Source organism: Vibrio sp. PBL-C16 (assembly GCF_034321865.1).
GTDB classification, from domain to species: Bacteria; Pseudomonadota; Gammaproteobacteria; order Enterobacterales; family Vibrionaceae; genus Vibrio; species Vibrio alginolyticus.
In genome coordinates this window covers 1,543,330-1,561,258 of sequence record NZ_JAXLNY010000001.1, presented here as the reverse complement: position 1 = coordinate 1,561,258, position 17,929 = coordinate 1,543,330, and the positions used below count along the sequence as shown (strand labels likewise).

Genomic DNA, 17,929 nt, shown 5'->3' with positions numbered 1-17,929 from the left:
TGCCCCTGACATTATAAGAAAAGAAACTCGCTTTCCGTTTTCAACAAGCCGGCAAGTTTCTCTTCAAATTGAGATAATCAGCGTACGATACCCATGATGCAAATGGATCACATTGCTCTGTAGTTTACTTTACGCTGTCCGACAGAATTAGCGACACAACAGTGCTTGTCGTCGTTGGTTCAAACTGCTCTGGATCATCACAGAATTGAATTTTTCCTTTTTCTTCTACATGGAACAGCGGTACAACTGAACTACCTTTGTGATGCGCTAAATAATCTTGATACGTGAAGTTATCGCTCAATTTCGTGTGTTTAACCTCTGCACCACGACTTAACATACTGGCTAGCTGGGTATAGCTTACATTGCCGCCCATCAGCAATTTACCATGGTACTCCTGAGCCACGGAGTGCTTCTCGCTGCCATTGCTGTTGGTTTTCACTTTTTGTAAGCAGTGAACTTTATCTTCCCCGAACTCGTCGACGAATTGCATGCAAGCCATAATGTTGAAATGCTGATCGGGCGTTAATGCAACCACTTGACCTATTCCTATCAAGTTCAAGTTGTCGTCCGCGTGACTAGAAATAGGGTTGCCGTAATAGTAATCCAGTCCCAACATACGAACCTGACTGATGTACTCCCAGTTTGAGTCAGTCATTAATACGCGACGGTCATAACGCGACAACGCCTGCCCTATTTCTCTTGCTACTCGGTTAGCACCAATCAACAAGAAGCCGCGTGGTGCTGGCTCTGCGACGCCCAACGTCAGCGCTACAGGACGTGCCGTCGCACTTTGTAACACGACCGTTCCTATAATCACCATGAAGGTCATAGGGACCAGTAAAATCGCTTCATCAATGCCGTATTCAGTCAATTTGATCGCGAAAAGAGACGAAATCGAAGCAGCAACAATACCGCGCGGTGCAACCCAAGACAAAAACAGCTTATCTTTGAGACGCAAGTTGCTGCGGAAGGTTGAAAGAAAAATCGATAACGGACGCGACACTAACTGCATAAATACAAACAACAATAACGCACCGCTACCTAGCGCAGCAAAATCATCCAGACTGATTCGAGCCGCAAGGAAGATGAACAATCCGGTGATCAGTAAAATGGTTAAATGCTCTTTAAAATGCAGAATTTGCTGAATATTGATGTCTTTAGCGTTTGCGAGCCACATACCCATTACGGTGACGGTTAGTAACCCAGCTTCAGACTCAATGTGGTTAGAGACCGAAAATACACCTAGAACCACCATCAAAACCGCAAATGGCTGCAAATATTCCGGTAGCCAAGAACGACGCATGATCGTCGCAACTGCATAGCCTGAGGCCGCACCTAGCATGACACCGACAGCAATGATCGTCCCAAACACTTCGACGCTATTTATCGCACTGTGAGATACGATAAACTCGTAAACCATCACAACAAAAAGCGCACCGAGCGGGTCAATCAAAATCCCTTCCCATCGCAAAATGTTAGCAAGCGTACTGTTAGGTCTTACGGTTCTTAGAAGTGGCACGATGACCGTCGGCCCTGTTACTACGGTTAAGCTGCCGAACAACATGGCAAGCTCCCAAGTAAAGCCGAGGAAATAGTGTGTTGCGATACTGGTCGCTGCCCACGAAATGATCGCCCCGATGGAAACAATGCTCCATACCGAACCACTCACGCCACGAATTTCTTTAAAATTTAAGGTCAAACTGCCTTCAAATAAAATCACTGCCACCGCTAAAGAAACCAACGGAAAGAGCAAATTACCTAATATCTCATCAGGATTTAACCACTGCATAAATGGCCCGACGATCAGCCCTGCCAACAACAAAAATAAAATCGCTGGCAAACGCAATCGCCAAGCTAACCATTGGCAACCTAAACCAATAACCCCAACCGCTGACAGCACCAGCGCTTCATTACCCACTTGCATCAATAATTACCTGTTTTTGTCTTTTTTCGCGTGAATGCGCTATACCCGAATACATTCAGCCTTACGGTCAAATAGAAACAACCGAACGTGCAAATCAAACGACTGACCTTCGATGACATCGCTACGAAACGCACATGTTTGAAGTCATTTGGCGATCGCATCAGAACTATGAATATAGTTGACCCCCAATGACTTAACGACTCATTTTTGTTCATCAGGTCTTAAAGTGGCACACAAGTGTGCGACTTTGTCGAATTCATCATTACGCATTGAGTTTCATTATGTAGAATGATTTCTGAAGAAAGCGCGGAACCTAGCACTATATGAGGCTAAGGCATAGAGCATGAACTAAGCTTTAGCGTAAGTGCTCAAAGTTAAGAATCGTGGGTCACGCGACGTACGCAAGGAGAAATGGATTGTACGTAATACTAGCACTGTTCATGGCGTGTCTCGCCATCCTCATCGGAGTGAAAGCCGCCAACCGAGCTGCACTTTTAGAAAAAGAACTAACCAAACTTCGTGAGGAAGTCACATCACTACGAGCCAGTGTCCATGGGGGCTCAAACCAACAAGTACACCAACAATCCAGCATCGAAAAAGACACACCATCTGTAGCGACGTCACCTCACATAGAATCACAACAGAAAAATGTCTCATCCTTTGGGGAACATGAACCAGCTGCCAACCTAGACTTGGACCAGAGCGCTGCGAATCAAGGGTACGCCCAGACAAGAGAAGTGCAACTGGATGTTTTTAGTCAAGAAAATGAGTCATTCCTTCAGAGTAAAGTTCAGAGCCTGCTTAGCAACATTCAAGAAAATTGGTTGGTTTGGGTAGGCGCATTGGCCATGCTGATCGGTGGAGGTTATCTCGTACAGGTAATTGGTAGTCACATCCAGTTTTCGCCATTTATGCGAGTGTCCTTTGCCTTTGTGATCTCATTACTTATGGTGCTTGTTGGCGAGTGGTTTCACCGTAAAGAACAACAGAATCCGCAACGGGCAGCACGAGCCCAAGGTTTTACGTATGTTCCTGCTGCTGTTACCGGTACGGGATTAACGGGCATTTACTGCACCGTCATTTTTGCCTTTGTGGTTTATCAAATGCTAACGCCGAGTATCTCGTTGATCATCTTGGCTTCAGCGGCATTTTTCAGTTTAGCATTATCATTGCGACAAGGGCCGTTAATGGCCGTGCTTGGCTTAATTGGTGGCTACACAGCACCACTGTGGATTGGGGGTAATGAACCCAACTACTTCTTGTTAGCCGGATACATCTGCGCAATTTCGTTCGCGGCGACCTTATTGATGCAAAAAGTGCGTAGGGCATGGATTACGCCAAGTATCGCGATTCCACATGTCATTTGGATGTTGCTGTTGATTGAGAGTGTACCAACAGAACTGTTGTTCTCGTGGCTCGCGATTTATCTCTCCATCACTTTGTATCTCATTTTCGCGGTTCCGAGAATGGGTTGGATGCTCAATCCTCGCTTTCGTCACTATCAAAGCAAGTGGACAAACTCGCCGACCGCTACCGCTCTCGCAACTGCTTTATTGACCTTTTCTGCCGTCACCAGAATGCCGGAGCTGAACACTCTACAAATGGCGTACTGTTATACGCTGCTTGTTGCGAGCATCTGGCTACCAGCACTTCGTACAGGCTGGTCATTACGTGTATTTTTGCCATCCATACTCGTCTCGGCAACCGCGCTGATAGTTCTTACCATCGCTTTTGATGCGCTGTATATGGTAGAGCGAGAAGCTAGCATCCTATTCGCATTGGCGGTGAGTATTGCGCTGATCTGCTATCGAACATATTGCCAATCACTTAGTGACCGTTCGCAACTCAGTGGGCTGCTTCTGCTGGTACTGGCTCCCGCGATGAGCTTAATTACGTTGTTTTATATTGACGAATTTATGCAGGGCTACCTGTGGTATTGGACTGCATTCTGCGCATTGATGGCCACTTACTACGTTGTGCTTGGTCAGCGTGCACGTTCGTTGGCATTAGAATGCTCTGCCGTTATGCATGCTTTAATCATAGGTATTGCTTTTGTTTGGTTGAGCGATACTTGGTTAACAACAGCAATCTCAATACAAGTTGCGATAATGGCCTTACAGGCTCAAGTCGGGTTATTTCGACCTGCGAGTTGGGCGATTAAAGTGGCAATGGGAATACTGGTTATCCGACTCACGCTGCTACCTTTCATCCCCGAATGGCAACCGGTAGAAGCTGGGCATTGGGCTTGGGTTCTTGTGAGTTATCTGCCTTCTCTCTTCATCTTGTCTTATGCTCGTTCAACACTAAAACAAGTGGACCGAGAACTGACCAACTGGTTTGAAGGGGCGTTTTTACATGTATTCTTAATGGCATTGTTCACCCAAACTAACTACTGGTTAACGGGGCAATATGGTTACTTGGGGCACATCGACTTCACAAGTGCGGCAGTCTTTGCCAATCAAGCATTAGTTATGGGTTTGGTATACAGCTACCGCAGCCAATTTGCGCAACGCTTAAGCCGTATCTACGAAATCTATAGTTACTTGCTTTGGTGCGCGTTCGCTATATTGATTATTTTGCTTAATACGGCAGAATCGCCGTTGGTGACTGATAACGTCTCGGCACAAGCACTTCCCATCTTTAACATGCTGAGTATCGGCTGGCTGTTACCAGCTTGCATCCTGCTTATCGCAACCTTTAAACGCTGGAATACGTTGCAAGTTCATCGATTTGCGATTGCTAGTCTAGGCTTTTTACTTGCAGCCATTTGGTTGGGGATGTCTATCCGTCAATTCTGGCAAACCACATCGATGATGCTGTATCAGCCAACCAGCATGGCAGAGTTGTTCAGTTATTCTGTGGCTGGCTTGCTCGTAGGTGGATTGCTGACTTGGCGCGGCGTGACCCAACAGGGGCTGATGATGCAGCGTGTCGGTCTAGTGGTCCTTGCCTGTGTCGCACTGAAAGTATTCTTATGGGATGTGAGCTCTCTGGATGGGTTCTGGCGAGCAATAAGCTTCTTAGGCTTAGGTGCGTCTTTGATAGCACTTGGATGGCTATTCCAGAAATTGAATCGTTCGGTGGCAAAAGCACTCGAGCCCTAGACGAGTCGAAGAGAGATTCCCGACAGTGCGCTGTTTTCGTTATTGGGGGACGATAACAGTGTAAAGCCGGGAATCATTGGAGTGTTCGTTACTTCAGTAAAGCGACCACGGTATGACGACGCACGTTTGCTTGCGCATTCAATGCCTGAAAAGTTGAAGTAAACTCGCCAGACTTTTGCATGAATCCATCCAGTTTTGCATTCACTTCATTGACTGAAAGCTGTGCGGTTTTGGTTTGGATAGAACGCATTTGAGTATTCAGTTCACCATGAAAAGCTTTCGCTTCCTGCAAGCTCGTTTGAACTTGTTTCAGATGCTGATTTACTTTGGCAATCGTCTGCTTGATGCCGTCGCGTGAGCCTAGATCAAACCCGAGCTCCGCAATACCATCTGGCTCAGACTTTAAGTTCAAAACGTTAGGCTGTCCCGCAGGGAAGCGGTGCCCTTCCCCCGTTACCATCACCTTTTGTTGCATTTGTTGATAAGCGTTGTCTCTGGCTTCAAATAAAATGCTGCCATCATCGGCTAATGAGGCTCGCATTCCTAACGCAATCAAGCTGCGATCCAGCATTTTGACCGTTCGCTCACCGTCTGATTGTCCATCAAACTGAATCATCACCGCTTGACCTTGAGGAAAATCCAAACGGATTTGCTCGGCCTTGTCGCTTAAGCGATGAACATTCAAACCTGGAATAGAAAAGCGACGAATGTCCGCTTTATCCAGTTTTAAGTGCAGTTCGTTATTTAGGACTTTCTGGCCATCGAAACGTGCTTGCTCAACGACTTTTTGGATGGTGGCTTTAGATCGAACCAATGTATCCTGCAAACCAGGAACATTTTGTACGCCTTGATTAATAGCTTGCGTCAAACCACGTTTAATTTGCGTGAGCTCTTTGCCAATCACCTGCAGCGATTTGGACGCGATCTGAACCGCCGTGGCTTGCTGCTGACCCTGCGTAAGCTGAATACCAGATACAGAGTAGGCTGACGCAGTGTCAGCCTGAATTTGCGCCGGGCGCGGTTTAATTGCCGTACTTGAGTCTGCAGAACGGGTCGGCATGATAGAGGCTTGTTCTTGTCCACCTAAGCGTATGCTATGGGGTCTAACCTCTACTGTACTCATTACCATAAAAAGAACTTCCTAACCTTATAAACGGTCAAACAGCGACAAACCATCGATCTTCACATAGCTTGCTTGCGTTGCTTGCAAAGCGGCCATGTAATTACTCAATCGTACCGACGCTTCACCATAGTCCAGAGCAGAGAGGTCTCCAGATACTTTGTCAACGAACAGCTTGTTTTCACTGTGCGCGCCACCAACAAGATCTAAGTTGTTGTGTCGACCACCAATCTCAGTCATGGTCCCTAGTACGTTTGAAAAAGTATCGTCGATAGCGCTGATACTCGCCTCAACTTCAGCTCTGAAGTTGGCGGTAGGGCTCTCAAACTCTTTGATCAGCGCATCAATTTGGTTAAGCACGTTATGGCCTCCCCCAAGGTCCAATATTTCTTTTGCAGTCATATTGGAATCCATCGTGACACCTTTAGCAATTGTTACTACGCGCTTGTCACTATTACCTTCAATTACGTAGCTGCCGCTCGCTTTACTTACAGCCGCAGTATCCGTTTTAGTACCAGAGAAAAGGTAGTGCCCTTCTTCATCCTGCGCGTTAAAAGACGACTCAATAGAGTCACGGTAACTCTTAAGCTCTGTAATCATACCGCCACGACTTTCGTCAGTAAGAGAGCCGTTCGCACCCCAAAGCGCGATGTCTCGCATGCTTTTTAAGCTTTCTTTGATCGAATCTAAATGGGTTTCTTGACTCGATAGCGTCGTTTTTACGTTTTCAATGTTGTTTTTGTACTGAGCAATCGCACTGGTTTCTCGGTCTAAGTTAAGCAACTTGATCGAAGCCATTGGATCGTCAGACAGCTTGGTCAAGCGCTTGCCAGTAGACATCTGTTGCAGAGCTTCGCCTAATCCCGCGCTATTGCTCTGCAAGCTGTGCAACATCATTTGACTAAATTGATTGTCACTAATTCGCATCTAAACTTTCCTCTTAGAATAACTGCAGAATAGAATCGAGCAGTTGATTTGCTGTGCTGATCACTTTCATGTTGGCATTGTGCGCATTAGCAAACATCATTAGGTTAGCCGCTTCTTCATCGCTGTTTACGGAACTAACATTATCGCGAGCTTTGTGTGCTTGCTTGTTCATGGCTAACTTTGCTTGATAATCAGCATTAGCTTGGCGTGCTTTAATTGCGGTTTGACCCACCATTGAACTAAAGGCATCGTTCAAGCTTACTGAGCCGTAACCTGATACCGCCACTGGCTTGTTGCTTAACTCGATCAATGATTGCAACGTATCTGCGTTACCAGGTGTGCCATCACTTGAGAACGCAAGCTCATCTGGAGTTAGCTTGGTTATATCCAAACTGGCTGCAGGGTTTGCTGGGTCATAGCTGAACAAAGGTTTACCTGGGTTGCCATTTAAGTCTTTGCCAGTTGCAAGCACGGCGTTGTATTCATCCGCGAGAGCTTTCGCCATGTCATTCAGAGCCAATTGGTTTGGTTTCAACACTTCGGTTTGATAGTCATTAATCGCACCTAATTTGCCACCAAGCGAGTCACCAATTGCAAAACTTTGCTTCGAGAACGTGACGTGTAAGTCCGCTAAGTAAGGATCACTCGGGTCAGGAATGGCTTCCAGTTTGCCATGGTCCGTACCCATCACAAGCGGTTGACCAGAGGTTAGTGTGACCTGAACACTGCCGTCATGCTGCTGTGTTGTTTTGATTTCAATGGTTTGAGATAACTCACCGATTAACCTATCTCGTTCATCCATTAACTGTGATGGGTTACCACCTGTACCTTGCATCTCTACCAGTTGCTTGTTCACCTTCGCGATATTTTCCATAAGGCTATTCGCGTGGTTAAGCGCTGCACTACGTTGGTCGCTCATGTCTTTATGTTGATTGTATAAAGACTCGGTAAGCGTATTAAAACGGCGGGCCAAAGCTTCAGATTCGTTAATGATCTGCTGGCGGTAAGGTATGGATTCCGGCTTAACGGTCGCATCGTTAAGCGCAGCGTTTAGTGAGTCCAAGCCAGCCGATATGCTGAAACCATCAGCACCAAGCGTATTCTCCAGCTGACTCATGTTACTGGTGTATCCAGATGCGTATGCCGCCATACTGTTAGTCGACCACGTTTGCTTAATCAGAAATTGATCAGTAACGCGGCGAATGCTAGTGACTTCTACCCCTAAACCTGGGCTTAAGCGATTGGCTTTACCATCATCGACAGACGCCATCAACGCTTGTTGACGACTGTAACCCACGGTATTCACGTTTGCCACGTTTTGCGCGGTTACGTCTAGGGCCACACGGTTCGCGCCTAAACCTGAAAGGGCAATATTAACTAGGTTCATTTACAGCTCCATTTTTCTGATCAACGGCTGAGAAAACGCGGTAGTCATACCGGCCTCACCGAATACCTGTTTAACAGAGGCGACGGCTTGAGAAGCGGTATTAAATAGGCTTGAATTCTTCTCCACCTCTTTAGAATCTACTTGTGAGATAGATTCAGAATTCGAACCTTTACCATCGTTAGCGGATGAGATGTTGCGCGCAGCATCGAAAGCAACCTCACGCATAGACGGGCTCAGCTGCTGGATGAGCATATTGGCAATGCCTGAGCTCTGTTTCTTTGCTAGTTCCATCGCCAGCTGACCGTCATACATATCACGGAATACCCCTTGTTGCTGACTGGCAAACGGGCTGTCTTTATCAGCAAGAGCGTCACTACTGCTACGCATTTGGCGTAACACCATTTGTAGGAACATTGCCTCAAATTGACCTGCGACGACTTCAAGTGCGCCTTCTTGATCACGACTATGCTTGATGTTAGCCAATGCACTGTTGTCGTGATAAAGCATCGAATTTAACTGAGTTTGTTCATTGGTACTGTCTAGCTTCATCCTTAACTCCTTATATCACGACCAATTCAGCGTTCAATGCACCCGCTTCACTCAAAGCTTGCAGGATAGACATCAAGTCTGTAGGCGTGGCACCTAAACTATTTACCGCATTAACTATGGTGTTAAGTTCCGTGCCTGGAGGCCAAATCACCATCTGAGCGAGATCTTCATTCACATCAAGATCCGTTTGGTTAACGACTTTCGTATCGCCATTTGCAAACGCATTAGGCTGACTAACTTGTTGTGATTCAGAAATTCGCACGGTTAAGTTACCGTGACTTACTGCTGCTTCACTCACTTTGACACTCTTACCGATCACCACGGTGCCAGTGCGAGAGTTAAAGACAATACGAGCAGGTTTACGGCCTTCAACAACGCTCATTTCTTCAAGCATCGACATCATGACGACACGCTGCTGTGTATCTTTTGGTGCACGCATATCAATGCGCGCTTTATTGATCGCAACTGCAACGTTAGGTCCAAAAGTGTTGTTAATTTCACGCGCAATATTTTTTGCTGTAGTGAAGCTAGGCTTGCGCAGGTTTAGGGTGATTTCATCACGTTGGTTGAAATCGGTTTTGATTTCTCTCTCTAAAGTCGCACCATTCGGAACGCGACCCGCCGTTGGTGTGTTCACTTCTACTTTGGAGCCACTTCGCCCCTCTGCAGATAAGCCCCCCACAACCACGTTGCCTTGCGCAATCGCGTACACTTCGCCATCAATACCACGTAAAGGCGTTAGCAATAACGTACCACCGCGAAGGCTCTTTGCATCACCGATTGAAGACACAACCACATCCAACGTTTGTCCTGGGCCTGCCATTGGATCAACGGACGCTGTCACACTCACAGAAGCCACATTTCGTAGCTTAGGGTTCATACTGTCATCAATTTGAACCCCAAACTGACGTAGCATGTTGGTAATAGATTGAGAGGTAAATTTCACTTGGTTTCGGTCACCTTGGCCGGCTAAGCCAACCACCAAACCATAACCAACCAGCTGGTTTTCTCGAATGCCGCGAACATCGACCAAGTCCATGATCGGAATTTCCGCTTCAGCACGTGAAGTGCCTGGTAGTCCCAAGGTCAACACCAATAGGAGAGACATAAAGAAAGATTGCATTGTCTTCATTAGAAAGGTACCCATGGGCTGTTGAAGAACTGAGTTAGCCACCCGGCTGCGTTGCTGTCAGCTAGCGCTCCGCGACCTGCGTAGGTAATTCTTGCATCAGCAATTCGTTGAGAAGAAACTTGGTTACTGCGGTTAATATCATCCACACGGACGATACCGGTTAGACGAATAAACTCGTCGCCTTGATTCAGACGAAGCCATTTTTCACCGCTGATACGTAATACGCCATTAGGTAATACTTCGTGTACCGTTACCGTAATGGCACCTTGAAGCTTGTTGCCTTGTGAACTTGATGCACTGCCATCGAAGTTACGTTTGCCATCCACGCTAACCCCTAACTCATCGATAGTTTTCGTGCCTATGGTCGGCGCCACAAAGTTAATTGCTGAACTTTTACCGAACTTAGTACCCGCATTTTTACTCGATGAGGTTTCTTCTGATAATTGAACCGTTAATACATCGCCAACTCGGTAAGCACGACGATCCTGGAACAGGGTCATCGTGTATTGGTGACGATAAAGGCTACCAGATTGGGTTTCCGGCAGCGTGTAATCGAGCGTTGGTGGTGCATATTCCTCAGCATTCGGCTCAGGCGGAATAAATTCCTGACGGCCAGCACATCCCACCAGCAACACGGCGGCTACTGCCCAACTCTTAGAAAGCCATTTCATTGCTTTTTCCTTCATCATCACCAATTTCATACTTACATTGATTGCGAAACAAACTTCAGCATGTCATCTGCAGCAGAGACCACTTTCGCATTCATCTCATACGCACGTTGAGTGGTGATCATGTCGACCATCTCTTCTACTACTTGTACGTTTGACCCTTCCAGTGCACCTTGCTTGATAATGCCGGCGCCATCAGCTCCTGCAATCAGCTCATCAGCTGGACCGCTAGCTTCCGTTTCACGAAATAAGTTGCCACCCATGGCCTCTAAGCCTGCTGGATTGATGAATTTTGCAAGTGTAATTTGACCAAGCTGCTGAGGTGTTGGATCGTCTGCTGTTGTTGTAGTCACGGTGCCATCAACACCCACAGAGAAAGAGACCGCATTGTCAGGGATCTGGATTTGAGGCTCTAAAGGCAGGCCCTGACTGTTCACCATTAAGCCTTCTGAGTTTCGATGGAACTGACCATTACGTGTATACATGATCTGTCCGTCCGAGTTTTCTATTTGGAAGAAACCCTGACCCATTACAGCAAGATCCAACTCTTGCGTTGTGTTTTGGGTATTACCTTGCGTGAACACTTTTTGTGTGCCAACAACGCGAACACCGCTACCTAGCTGAATACCACTTGGTAGTTCGTTAACTTGGTCTACTTGAGCGCCTGGTTGACGCTGAATGCTGTAGAAAAGGTCTTCAAATACGACTCGGTCACGCTTAAAGCCAACCGTGTTTACGTTTGCTAGGTTGTTAGAAATGGCAGTCATCTTCGTGTCTTGCGCTGCCATGCCTGTTTTACTTACCCATAATGCTGAATGCATTTTTTACTCCTTGCGGGGCGAGACTTAGCTCGCCGCCATTAATTTGTTACCAGCTTTTGCTAGAGTTTCCGCCGTTTTCATCATGCGAACTTGCATTTCAAAGTTGCGCGTCAGCGACATCACACTAACCAATTCATCAATAGCAGATACGTTACTGCCCTCAATGTGCTCAGGAGAGAGTTGCACGGTTTCATCTGCCGCGAATGGCACGCCATCTACGCTGTGCAGCAAGCTATCGCTCTCTTTTTGCAGTTGATTAATTTCCGGTTTAACCAACTTCAAAGTGCCTGCCACAATTTCTGCGCCGCCACCTGGTGGGATCACTGAGACTTGACCACGCTCGCTGATTTCAATCTTTTGATAATCCGGCACAACCAAAGGACCATTGTCACCGAGGACAGGGAACCCATTGATTGTTAGAGCGCCAAAAGTATCGACCTGAATATTGCCTGCACGGGTGTAAGCTTCGTTACCCGCTGGGGTTTCTACAGAGAGATACCCCTCACCCATAACCGCAACGTCCAACGGACGTCCTGTTTTCACAATATCGCCAGCGTCGAAACGTGTTGAGGCAGAGTTGGTCACAACCATAGTGCGACCATCAAAACCTGGGCCTTGCATCTCTACACTACGCACACGCTCCATATCCGCTCGAAAACCCGCAGTATCAGCATTTGATAAGTTGTTTGAACGAACGTGCTGCGCTTTAAGAACTCGGCTGGCACCCGACGTTGCCGTAAATAACAAACTATCCATGCAAAACTCCCATTACACCGCGTTAAATAAAGCTTGAGTAAGCTTATCGCTGGTAGAAATTGTCTTCGAGTTTGCTTGGTAGTTGCGCTGTGCGGTCATTAAAGCAACAAGTTCACTGGTTATATTAACGTTAGAACCTTCTAATGCACCCGGAGTTAGGTCACCCATCGTACCTGAACCCGGAACTCCCATAATTGGAGCGCCTGAGCTAAAGCTTTGAGTCCACGCTGTACCACTCGCTTTTGCTAAACCTTGAGGATTGGCAAAATCAGCAAGAACAACCTGACCTTGTAGCTGTGATTGGCCGTTAGTGTAAGTCGCGTAAACCATGCCGTTATCTTCAACACGTACACCCACAAGTTTGCCTGAAGCATAACCATTTGGACTATTGGTACTTACACCAAATTTCGCACCAAACTGCGTGCTGCCTTTCAGATTAATGTCTACACTCATCGCCTTTGCACCTGCTGCAGGGAATGAAACATTAAACGGCGCAGTCGGTGTTGAAAGCGAGCCGTCTTTATCAAACGTTACAGGCACGGTTGCTACTGGCGTCGTGCCGCCATCTACTTGAACGTTCACTTCCCACGAGTTAGAAGCAGTCTTAGTAAAGTATTGAGTTACCGTGTGCGAGTTACCCAATGAGTCGTAGACTTTTGTTGTGTAAGACGAGTTAAATGAGCTTGGATCTTTTGGATTGAATGGCGTTACGGCTTTATCAATAACAGACGCGCTTGCGTCGAAGTTCGCAACAAAATCTAAGCTGTCTGTTGCTTTAGCATTCAGTGAGGAAGTCGATACCTGAATATTACCTACAGAACCTGTCATTAGCTTATTGTTACTATCAACACTGTAACCTTGAAGCTTTGCACCGCTGTTATTCGTTATAAAGTTGTTCTTATCCGTCAAGAACACACCTGAACGTGTGTACAACATTTGGCCCATATTATCTTTAGTAACAAAAAAACCCCCTCCTTTGATAGCCAAGTCCAACGCACGGCCAGTTCCTGTGATACTGCCGTTTTTGTCGAAGTTCTGTGAAATTGACGCGACTTCCACGCCACCAGGTTGCATACCGTTGTATACAGCGGAGAATTCTGTACGGCCACTTTTAAAACCATACGTTGATGCGTTGGCAATGTTGTGGCTGATTGTATTTAACTCTGAGTTGGTCGCGTCCAGAGCACTTAGTGCGATGTTAAAACTCATAAATAGACCTCTGATTTTCGTATTTGGTTAAGCACCAAACTGATAGATTTGATAGAAAGGAACGTTGCCAACGCCATGAACATTGACTAATGTAGCACCACCATTTTTTTGGATACGCACTTGCTCAACAGTGCCTGCCATCAGCACATTTGGGCTTGCTTGCCCTTCTTGCACTTTGACTGCCACAGAGTATTTGCCTGGTTTAAGACCAAGTTCTTCAGGATTAATTGAAAAGTCGACGTCACCTTTGCCGTGAGCACCTAATGGCACTTTAGTTGATTGACCAAATTCATCTTTAACAACTAACGTGACTTGGTTTGAGCTATGAGCGAGTTCGATTTTTCCGTTTTGTACGCCTTCACCAAGCTGAAATTCATCAGCCTTCACATAAACCGTTTGCCCAACAAGGCCCGCTGTTGATAGCACTTGCATGTTATTCAGTAATACCATGTTCTGTTGCATTCTCTCGGACATATTCTCGGTACTTTGTACCTGCGAGAACTGAGCCAATTGACCAACGTATTCCGTACCATCAAGGGGATTAAGTGGGTCTTGGTTTTTAATTTGAGCCACCATCAAAGAAATAAACTCATTCTGCAATGAAGAAGCACTGTTCATGTCTTTAGGGTTTGGTGAGATACCGTTGCTGTCTTTTGCTTTTGTATTTACTGGAGCGTCAGACGATAAAGGGGTGTATTGCGCAATACTCATTAGCTGCCCTGCCCTAATCTAAGCAGACCTTGCTGCATACTTTTTACATTGGCTAATACTTCAACATTCGTTTCGAAGCTGCGTGTTGCGGACATCATGTCTGCCATTTCAGCAACTACATCAATATCGGGGTAAAACACATAGCCTTCATCATTAGCCAGTGGGTTGTTCGGCTCAAAACGCTTCTCTGCATCTCCAGCATTTTTAACAACGTCAACAATGCGAACTTCTGCATTGGGATAAGCTCCATTTTCTGTTGTCATTTGCGTTTTTTGGTACACAGTCGCAAATACTGGCTTAAGCGCTTTATAAGCATCTTCTGGATTTGCAGATACTGCATCTGCGTTTGCTAAGTTACTGGCTACCGTATTCAGACGCACAGTTTGTGCTGTCATCGCGGAACCAGTGATCGAGTAAATATCAGTGAATGACATAATTAACGTCCCTCAATCGCTTTCGCTAAGCCATTAAATTTCATGTTGAGAAACGTCAGGCTAGTTTGAAAGTCCATGTTGTTTTGCGTGAATTTTGCTTGTTCAACACCAAGCTCTACGGTGTTGCCATTTTTGCTATTCTGGTAAGGCACCGAGTATTGGGCCTGAACCTGGAACTTTGGCACCGGTTTGTTCACACCACCTGCCGTTACTTGGTTCATTACGGTGGTGAAACTTAGGTCTTTCGCCAAATACCCAGGGGTGTCAACATTTGCTAGGTTACTGGCGAGGACTTTGGTACGCTGAACGCGAAAATTAAGTGCCTCTGGATGTACTCCTAAAGCATTTTCAAATGTGATCGCCATGCATCTTCCTTACAGTTGGCTCGAATACGCCAACATACAAACAAGATACGTGCCATAAAAAATAGCTATATATATCAATGATTTACAAACAAGGATGGAAGCCAAACTTCCGGTTCTCGGAAAGCATTAAAAACAAGAGGAAAATGTCTACTTCCTCAACAATAATGCTGACGTTACTCGCTTTGACATCAGAACAAGCATTCGCCAACACCAATGACAAAACCCTAAGCGTTGAAGAGATAAGGTCCGTTGTAGCAACGGATTTCGAACAAGAGGTGGATCGCGTAGCGCTCTCCAATCAGTGGGGGGAGTACAAACTAGACTTCGACATGTGGGTGCCCGGTTCAGCCAATCACTTGCCAGAATGTCAATCGCCTTTAGTTATCACAGGTCGTGACAACAACACGTTGCCAGTCGGTAACCTCAAGCGCTCAGTCAGCTGCGACAATATCGCATCACCATGGCGAATTAACGTTACGATAAAGTCTTCGCTGACTCTGCCTGTTTTGGTCGCGACAACCACGGTTGGCCGAAATGAAGTCGTAACGGCTAAACACATAAAGCTTGAAACCCGAACCATCTCTCGCCAAGACGATTTTTATACTCGCCCCGAGCAAGCAGTAGGCTTAGAAACCTCTCGTCGTTTGCGGGCTGGACAAGTGGTTAATCCATCCAATTTGTCGGCCCCACCTCTAATCGAGAAAGGCAATGAAGTCATAGTCATTGCGAGCAAAAATGGATTTAGTGCCAGCACAAAAGGAGTCGCCTTAGAAGATGGAGCGAAAGGGCAACAAATTGACGTGGAAAACCCAAGTTCGGGCAAGGTCATAAGAGCAGTCGTAACTGGATTAAACCAGGTTCATACTCAATTTTGATTTTTTGACTCGGGGTAACATTTTTTAATTTTGGCTCTCGTCAGTAACACTGAACTTCGAGTACAAAAAAATATTTAATGTTTATCACATTCTAACCGCCTACTTAATTTAGAACATGATGATGAGGACCACAGCATGAAAATCGACAAAGTCGCGGGCGGTCATGTCCCACAAACAAAATTACAGCAAGCAAGCAAACAGCCTGTCGACGTCGTCGAACAGAGCAAAGTACACGAGCCTGCATTTCAAGCGAATACCGTAGCGATAGATCGCGCTCAAGCTGAAATGGCATCACTACCTGATGTTGATATGGAAAAAGTAGAACAAGTACGCAACGCATTAGCGCGTGGTGAACTTAGCCTAGATACAAAAGTGCTATCCAAGGCAATCATGCAGTTCCATACAGGTCACGAGTAATAAAACGCTAGGAAGACATCATGGCAAGCGCAGTATCGCAGCGAATTCAACAATTTGTTCGCTCTATATCTGAGGATATTAAGCTTTATCAACAACTGCTTCCTTTGCTTCAGCAGCAAAAGGTATTGTACTTAAAGTTTGATGGAGAGGCACTGAACGACAATGTTCAGAAACAAATGCCGATACTCAATAAACTCAGCCGCTCCGCCAATGACAGAAGCCAGTGTATGCGAGCGCTGGGGTTAGCGTGTAATGACGCCAGCGTAAAACGAATTTTCAACGCTTTGCCTGCCCAAATAGGTATGCAAGCTAGAAAACAATGGGCGCTATTGGAAACGTTGGTAAGTCAGTGCCAACAATACAATCAGAGCAATGGCCACAGCTCTGCGGCGTTCCATGAGTTGGTCAGTCAACTCAAACAACCTGTGCAACACACTTATGAAGATAAATCGTTCTAAACGATGTTCGTCTTGCCTACAGATTCAGTCGCCATCTCGGCTGAGTACTGTAGGCCTTTTTATTTTTATTGCCTTTCTGTCCTACCTTCCAATCACATGCCAGGCAAAACCAAATGCTGTCGATATTCAAACGCAGTATCAAGTATTAGCACCATACAAACCACAAATTGCCAAGCGTCTCGATTCATCCAAACCGGTAATTAACCACATTTTCAAACAGCTTCAAAACCACTCATTACCAAATAGCCTAGCCTTAGTGCCAATGTTAGAATCTTCTTACAACCCCAAAGCCGTTTCTCACGCTAACGCCGCCGGACTTTGGCAATTGATACCAACCACAGCGAAACGATTCGGATTAACGATAAATACAAAACAAGACGATCGCTTTGACACAGAAGCCAGCACAACGGCCGCGCTCAAGTACCTGGCGTTTTTATACAACAAATTCGATCAAAATATGGCTCTCACTTTAGCTGCCTACAATGCCGGAGAAGGACGTGTTGCACGTGCTATTCAGCGAGCAGGAAGTCGAGATTTCCAACAACTCACGCTGCCTAACGAGACTCGCCAATATGTCAGCCGCTTCTATGCATTGGAAAAGTTGATAGATATCGGTCAGTTACAATCCTCATCATTTCAACCTTTACTCTTGTTTGCTCCAGACGCTCCTATGATTTCACAACCGCTGGTCGACTTTAGCCGACTGCCTCCGCTAGTTAATTTGTGATAAAAGCTACGACAGAGCTCAATGTCAGAGAAACGTAAAATTACAAGATCCTGTTCGGCGAATTTGAAAACTCGTGATCTCTATGCAAACGTGTGCAAAAAAGTTGAGGTAAGGTATCTCAAAGATAAGAAAGAGTAGTGGTTTACTAAAAAGCGCCCCAATTGCGCTTGGCAATTGGGTAGATATGCGTCACATTGCGTTTGCAAAAAAACATGAAAACCAATGGTCAGACCTAATAATTATTTACACACTAAATGTAAAACAGCTATTGTTTTCATAGTTCGAAACAAATCTAACATATCAAGATGACGCTTCGCTTGCGCGTCTGGAATAAGTCCGGGTTCC

The 17,929-nt window shown here is 46.0% G+C and carries 18 protein-coding genes; 5 read left to right on the top strand and 13 right to left on the bottom strand.

Features of this window, described 5'->3' with window-relative positions:
- Positions 1-124: 124 nt before the first annotated feature.
- Positions 125-1,924: a cation:proton antiporter gene (locus tag UQW94_RS06790; RefSeq protein ID WP_005388694.1), complete on the bottom strand. Its 1,800-nt coding sequence runs from the start codon at positions 1,922-1,924 to the stop codon at positions 125-127.
- Between the two features lie 440 nt (positions 1,925-2,364).
- Between UQW94_RS06790 and UQW94_RS06785 the strand changes: the two genes are divergently transcribed.
- The gene (locus tag UQW94_RS06785) at positions 2,365-5,028 is read left to right on the top strand and encodes a DUF2339 domain-containing protein (protein ID WP_049872757.1); all 2,664 of its coding nucleotides are present in this window, start codon (positions 2,365-2,367) and stop codon (positions 5,026-5,028) included.
- 88 nt (positions 5,029-5,116) lie between these two features.
- Here the strand turns inward: UQW94_RS06785 and UQW94_RS06780 are convergent, their stop codons facing one another.
- Genes UQW94_RS06780 through flgB form a run of 12 tightly spaced genes read right to left on the bottom strand, consistent with a single transcriptional unit; the run spans position 5,117 to position 15,107 of the window.
- Entirely contained in the window at positions 5,117-6,157 is a 1,041-nt protein-coding gene (locus UQW94_RS06780; protein WP_005373996.1) for a flagellin, read from the bottom strand.
- Between the two features lie 18 nt (positions 6,158-6,175).
- Positions 6,176-7,075: a flagellar hook-associated protein FlgL gene (gene flgL / locus UQW94_RS06775; protein ID WP_005373998.1), complete on the bottom strand. Its 900-nt coding sequence runs from the start codon at positions 7,073-7,075 to the stop codon at positions 6,176-6,178.
- 13 nt (positions 7,076-7,088) lie between these two features.
- On the bottom strand, positions 7,089-8,462 hold the full coding sequence (gene flgK / locus UQW94_RS06770) for a flagellar hook-associated protein FlgK (RefSeq protein WP_322142126.1): 1,374 nt from the start codon (positions 8,460-8,462) through the stop codon (positions 7,089-7,091).
- The gene (locus tag UQW94_RS06765; protein ID WP_005384422.1) at positions 8,463-9,011 is read right to left on the bottom strand and encodes a rod-binding protein; all 549 of its coding nucleotides are present in this window, start codon (positions 9,009-9,011) and stop codon (positions 8,463-8,465) included.
- Between the two features lie 10 nt (positions 9,012-9,021).
- Positions 9,022-10,158, bottom strand: coding sequence for a flagellar basal body P-ring protein FlgI (locus UQW94_RS06760; protein WP_086026720.1), 1,137 nt, complete (start codon positions 10,156-10,158; stop codon positions 9,022-9,024).
- Positions 10,143-10,814, bottom strand: coding sequence for a flagellar basal body L-ring protein FlgH (gene flgH, locus UQW94_RS06755; protein ID WP_017635111.1), 672 nt, complete (start codon positions 10,812-10,814; stop codon positions 10,143-10,145). The genes UQW94_RS06760 and flgH overlap by 16 nt, the downstream gene beginning before the upstream one ends.
- 32 nt (positions 10,815-10,846) lie before the next feature.
- Entirely contained in the window at positions 10,847-11,632 is a 786-nt protein-coding gene (gene flgG / locus UQW94_RS06750) for a flagellar basal-body rod protein FlgG (RefSeq protein WP_005374008.1), read from the bottom strand.
- A 24-nt stretch (positions 11,633-11,656) separates the two neighbouring features.
- Positions 11,657-12,388 (bottom strand): flagellar basal-body rod protein FlgF, encoded by a 732-nt coding sequence (flgF, locus tag UQW94_RS06745; protein WP_005374009.1) that lies wholly within the window; start codon positions 12,386-12,388, stop codon positions 11,657-11,659.
- Positions 12,389-12,400: 12 nt separating this feature from the next.
- The gene (gene flgE, locus UQW94_RS06740; RefSeq protein WP_322142125.1) at positions 12,401-13,597 is read right to left on the bottom strand and encodes a flagellar hook protein FlgE; all 1,197 of its coding nucleotides are present in this window, start codon (positions 13,595-13,597) and stop codon (positions 12,401-12,403) included.
- A 27-nt stretch (positions 13,598-13,624) separates the two neighbouring features.
- Entirely contained in the window at positions 13,625-14,308 is a 684-nt protein-coding gene (flgD, locus tag UQW94_RS06735) for a flagellar hook assembly protein FlgD (protein ID WP_322142124.1), read from the bottom strand.
- Positions 14,308-14,742 (bottom strand): flagellar basal body rod protein FlgC, encoded by a 435-nt coding sequence (gene flgC / locus UQW94_RS06730; protein WP_005374012.1) that lies wholly within the window; start codon positions 14,740-14,742, stop codon positions 14,308-14,310. The genes flgD and flgC overlap by 1 nt, the downstream gene beginning before the upstream one ends.
- A 2-nt stretch (positions 14,743-14,744) precedes the next feature.
- Positions 14,745-15,107: a flagellar basal body rod protein FlgB gene (gene flgB, locus UQW94_RS06725; RefSeq protein ID WP_005374013.1), complete on the bottom strand. Its 363-nt coding sequence runs from the start codon at positions 15,105-15,107 to the stop codon at positions 14,745-14,747.
- Between the two features lie 77 nt (positions 15,108-15,184).
- Here flgB and flgA point away from each other — a divergent pair, with 77 nt between their 5' ends.
- The 4 genes from flgA (at position 15,185) to UQW94_RS06705 (ending at position 17,584) form a co-directional block, all read left to right on the top strand.
- Positions 15,185-15,982 carry a flagellar basal body P-ring formation chaperone FlgA gene (flgA, locus tag UQW94_RS06720; RefSeq protein ID WP_322142123.1) on the top strand — a complete coding sequence of 266 codons (798 nt, stop codon included), beginning with the start codon at positions 15,185-15,187 and terminating at the stop codon, positions 15,980-15,982.
- Positions 15,983-16,117: 135 nt separating this feature from the next.
- Entirely contained in the window at positions 16,118-16,399 is a 282-nt protein-coding gene (flgM, locus tag UQW94_RS06715; RefSeq protein ID WP_005374016.1) for a flagellar biosynthesis anti-sigma factor FlgM, read from the top strand.
- A 20-nt stretch (positions 16,400-16,419) separates the two neighbouring features.
- Positions 16,420-16,857: a flagellar export chaperone FlgN gene (flgN, locus tag UQW94_RS06710; RefSeq protein WP_005374018.1), complete on the top strand. Its 438-nt coding sequence runs from the start codon at positions 16,420-16,422 to the stop codon at positions 16,855-16,857.
- The gene (locus UQW94_RS06705; RefSeq protein WP_054576173.1) at positions 16,838-17,584 is read left to right on the top strand and encodes a lytic transglycosylase domain-containing protein; all 747 of its coding nucleotides are present in this window, start codon (positions 16,838-16,840) and stop codon (positions 17,582-17,584) included. Before flgN ends, UQW94_RS06705 begins: the two co-directional genes overlap by 20 nt.
- Positions 17,585-17,929 lie beyond the last annotated feature (345 nt).

What these genes read in the sequence shown, in the direction of transcription:
- flgN (WP_005374018.1), top strand. Translation starts at nt 16,420, where the DNA reads ATGGCAAGCGCAGTATCGCAGCGAATTCAACAATTTGTTCGCTCTATA.
- UQW94_RS06790 (WP_005388694.1), bottom strand. Translation starts at nt 1,924, where the DNA reads ATGCAAGTGGGTAATGAAGCGCTGGTGCTGTCAGCGGTTGGGGTTATT.
- flgE (WP_322142125.1), bottom strand. Translation starts at nt 13,597, where the DNA reads ATGAGTTTTAACATCGCACTAAGTGCTCTGGACGCGACCAACTCAGAG.
- UQW94_RS06760 (WP_086026720.1), bottom strand. Translation starts at nt 10,158, where the DNA reads ATGGGTACCTTTCTAATGAAGACAATGCAATCTTTCTTTATGTCTCTC.
- flgG (WP_005374008.1), bottom strand. Translation starts at nt 11,632, where the DNA reads ATGCATTCAGCATTATGGGTAAGTAAAACAGGCATGGCAGCGCAAGAC.
- flgC (WP_005374012.1), bottom strand. Translation starts at nt 14,742, where the DNA reads ATGTCATTCACTGATATTTACTCGATCACTGGTTCCGCGATGACAGCA.
- flgF (WP_005374009.1), bottom strand. Translation starts at nt 12,388, where the DNA reads ATGGATAGTTTGTTATTTACGGCAACGTCGGGTGCCAGCCGAGTTCTT.
- flgD (WP_322142124.1), bottom strand. Translation starts at nt 14,308, where the DNA reads ATGAGTATTGCGCAATACACCCCTTTATCGTCTGACGCTCCAGTAAAT.
- UQW94_RS06780 (WP_005373996.1), bottom strand. Translation starts at nt 6,157, where the DNA reads ATGGTAATGAGTACAGTAGAGGTTAGACCCCATAGCATACGCTTAGGT.
- flgM (WP_005374016.1), top strand. Translation starts at nt 16,118, where the DNA reads ATGAAAATCGACAAAGTCGCGGGCGGTCATGTCCCACAAACAAAATTA.
- flgA (WP_322142123.1), top strand. Translation starts at nt 15,185, where the DNA reads ATGATTTACAAACAAGGATGGAAGCCAAACTTCCGGTTCTCGGAAAGC.
- UQW94_RS06765 (WP_005384422.1), bottom strand. Translation starts at nt 9,011, where the DNA reads ATGAAGCTAGACAGTACCAATGAACAAACTCAGTTAAATTCGATGCTT.
- flgH (WP_017635111.1), bottom strand. Translation starts at nt 10,814, where the DNA reads ATGAAATGGCTTTCTAAGAGTTGGGCAGTAGCCGCCGTGTTGCTGGTG.
- flgL (WP_005373998.1), bottom strand. Translation starts at nt 7,075, where the DNA reads ATGCGAATTAGTGACAATCAATTTAGTCAAATGATGTTGCACAGCTTG.
- UQW94_RS06785 (WP_049872757.1), top strand. Translation starts at nt 2,365, where the DNA reads ATGGCGTGTCTCGCCATCCTCATCGGAGTGAAAGCCGCCAACCGAGCT.
- flgK (WP_322142126.1), bottom strand. Translation starts at nt 8,462, where the DNA reads ATGAACCTAGTTAATATTGCCCTTTCAGGTTTAGGCGCGAACCGTGTG.
- flgB (WP_005374013.1), bottom strand. Translation starts at nt 15,107, where the DNA reads ATGGCGATCACATTTGAAAATGCTTTAGGAGTACATCCAGAGGCACTT.
- UQW94_RS06705 (WP_054576173.1), top strand. Translation starts at nt 16,838, where the DNA reads ATGAAGATAAATCGTTCTAAACGATGTTCGTCTTGCCTACAGATTCAG.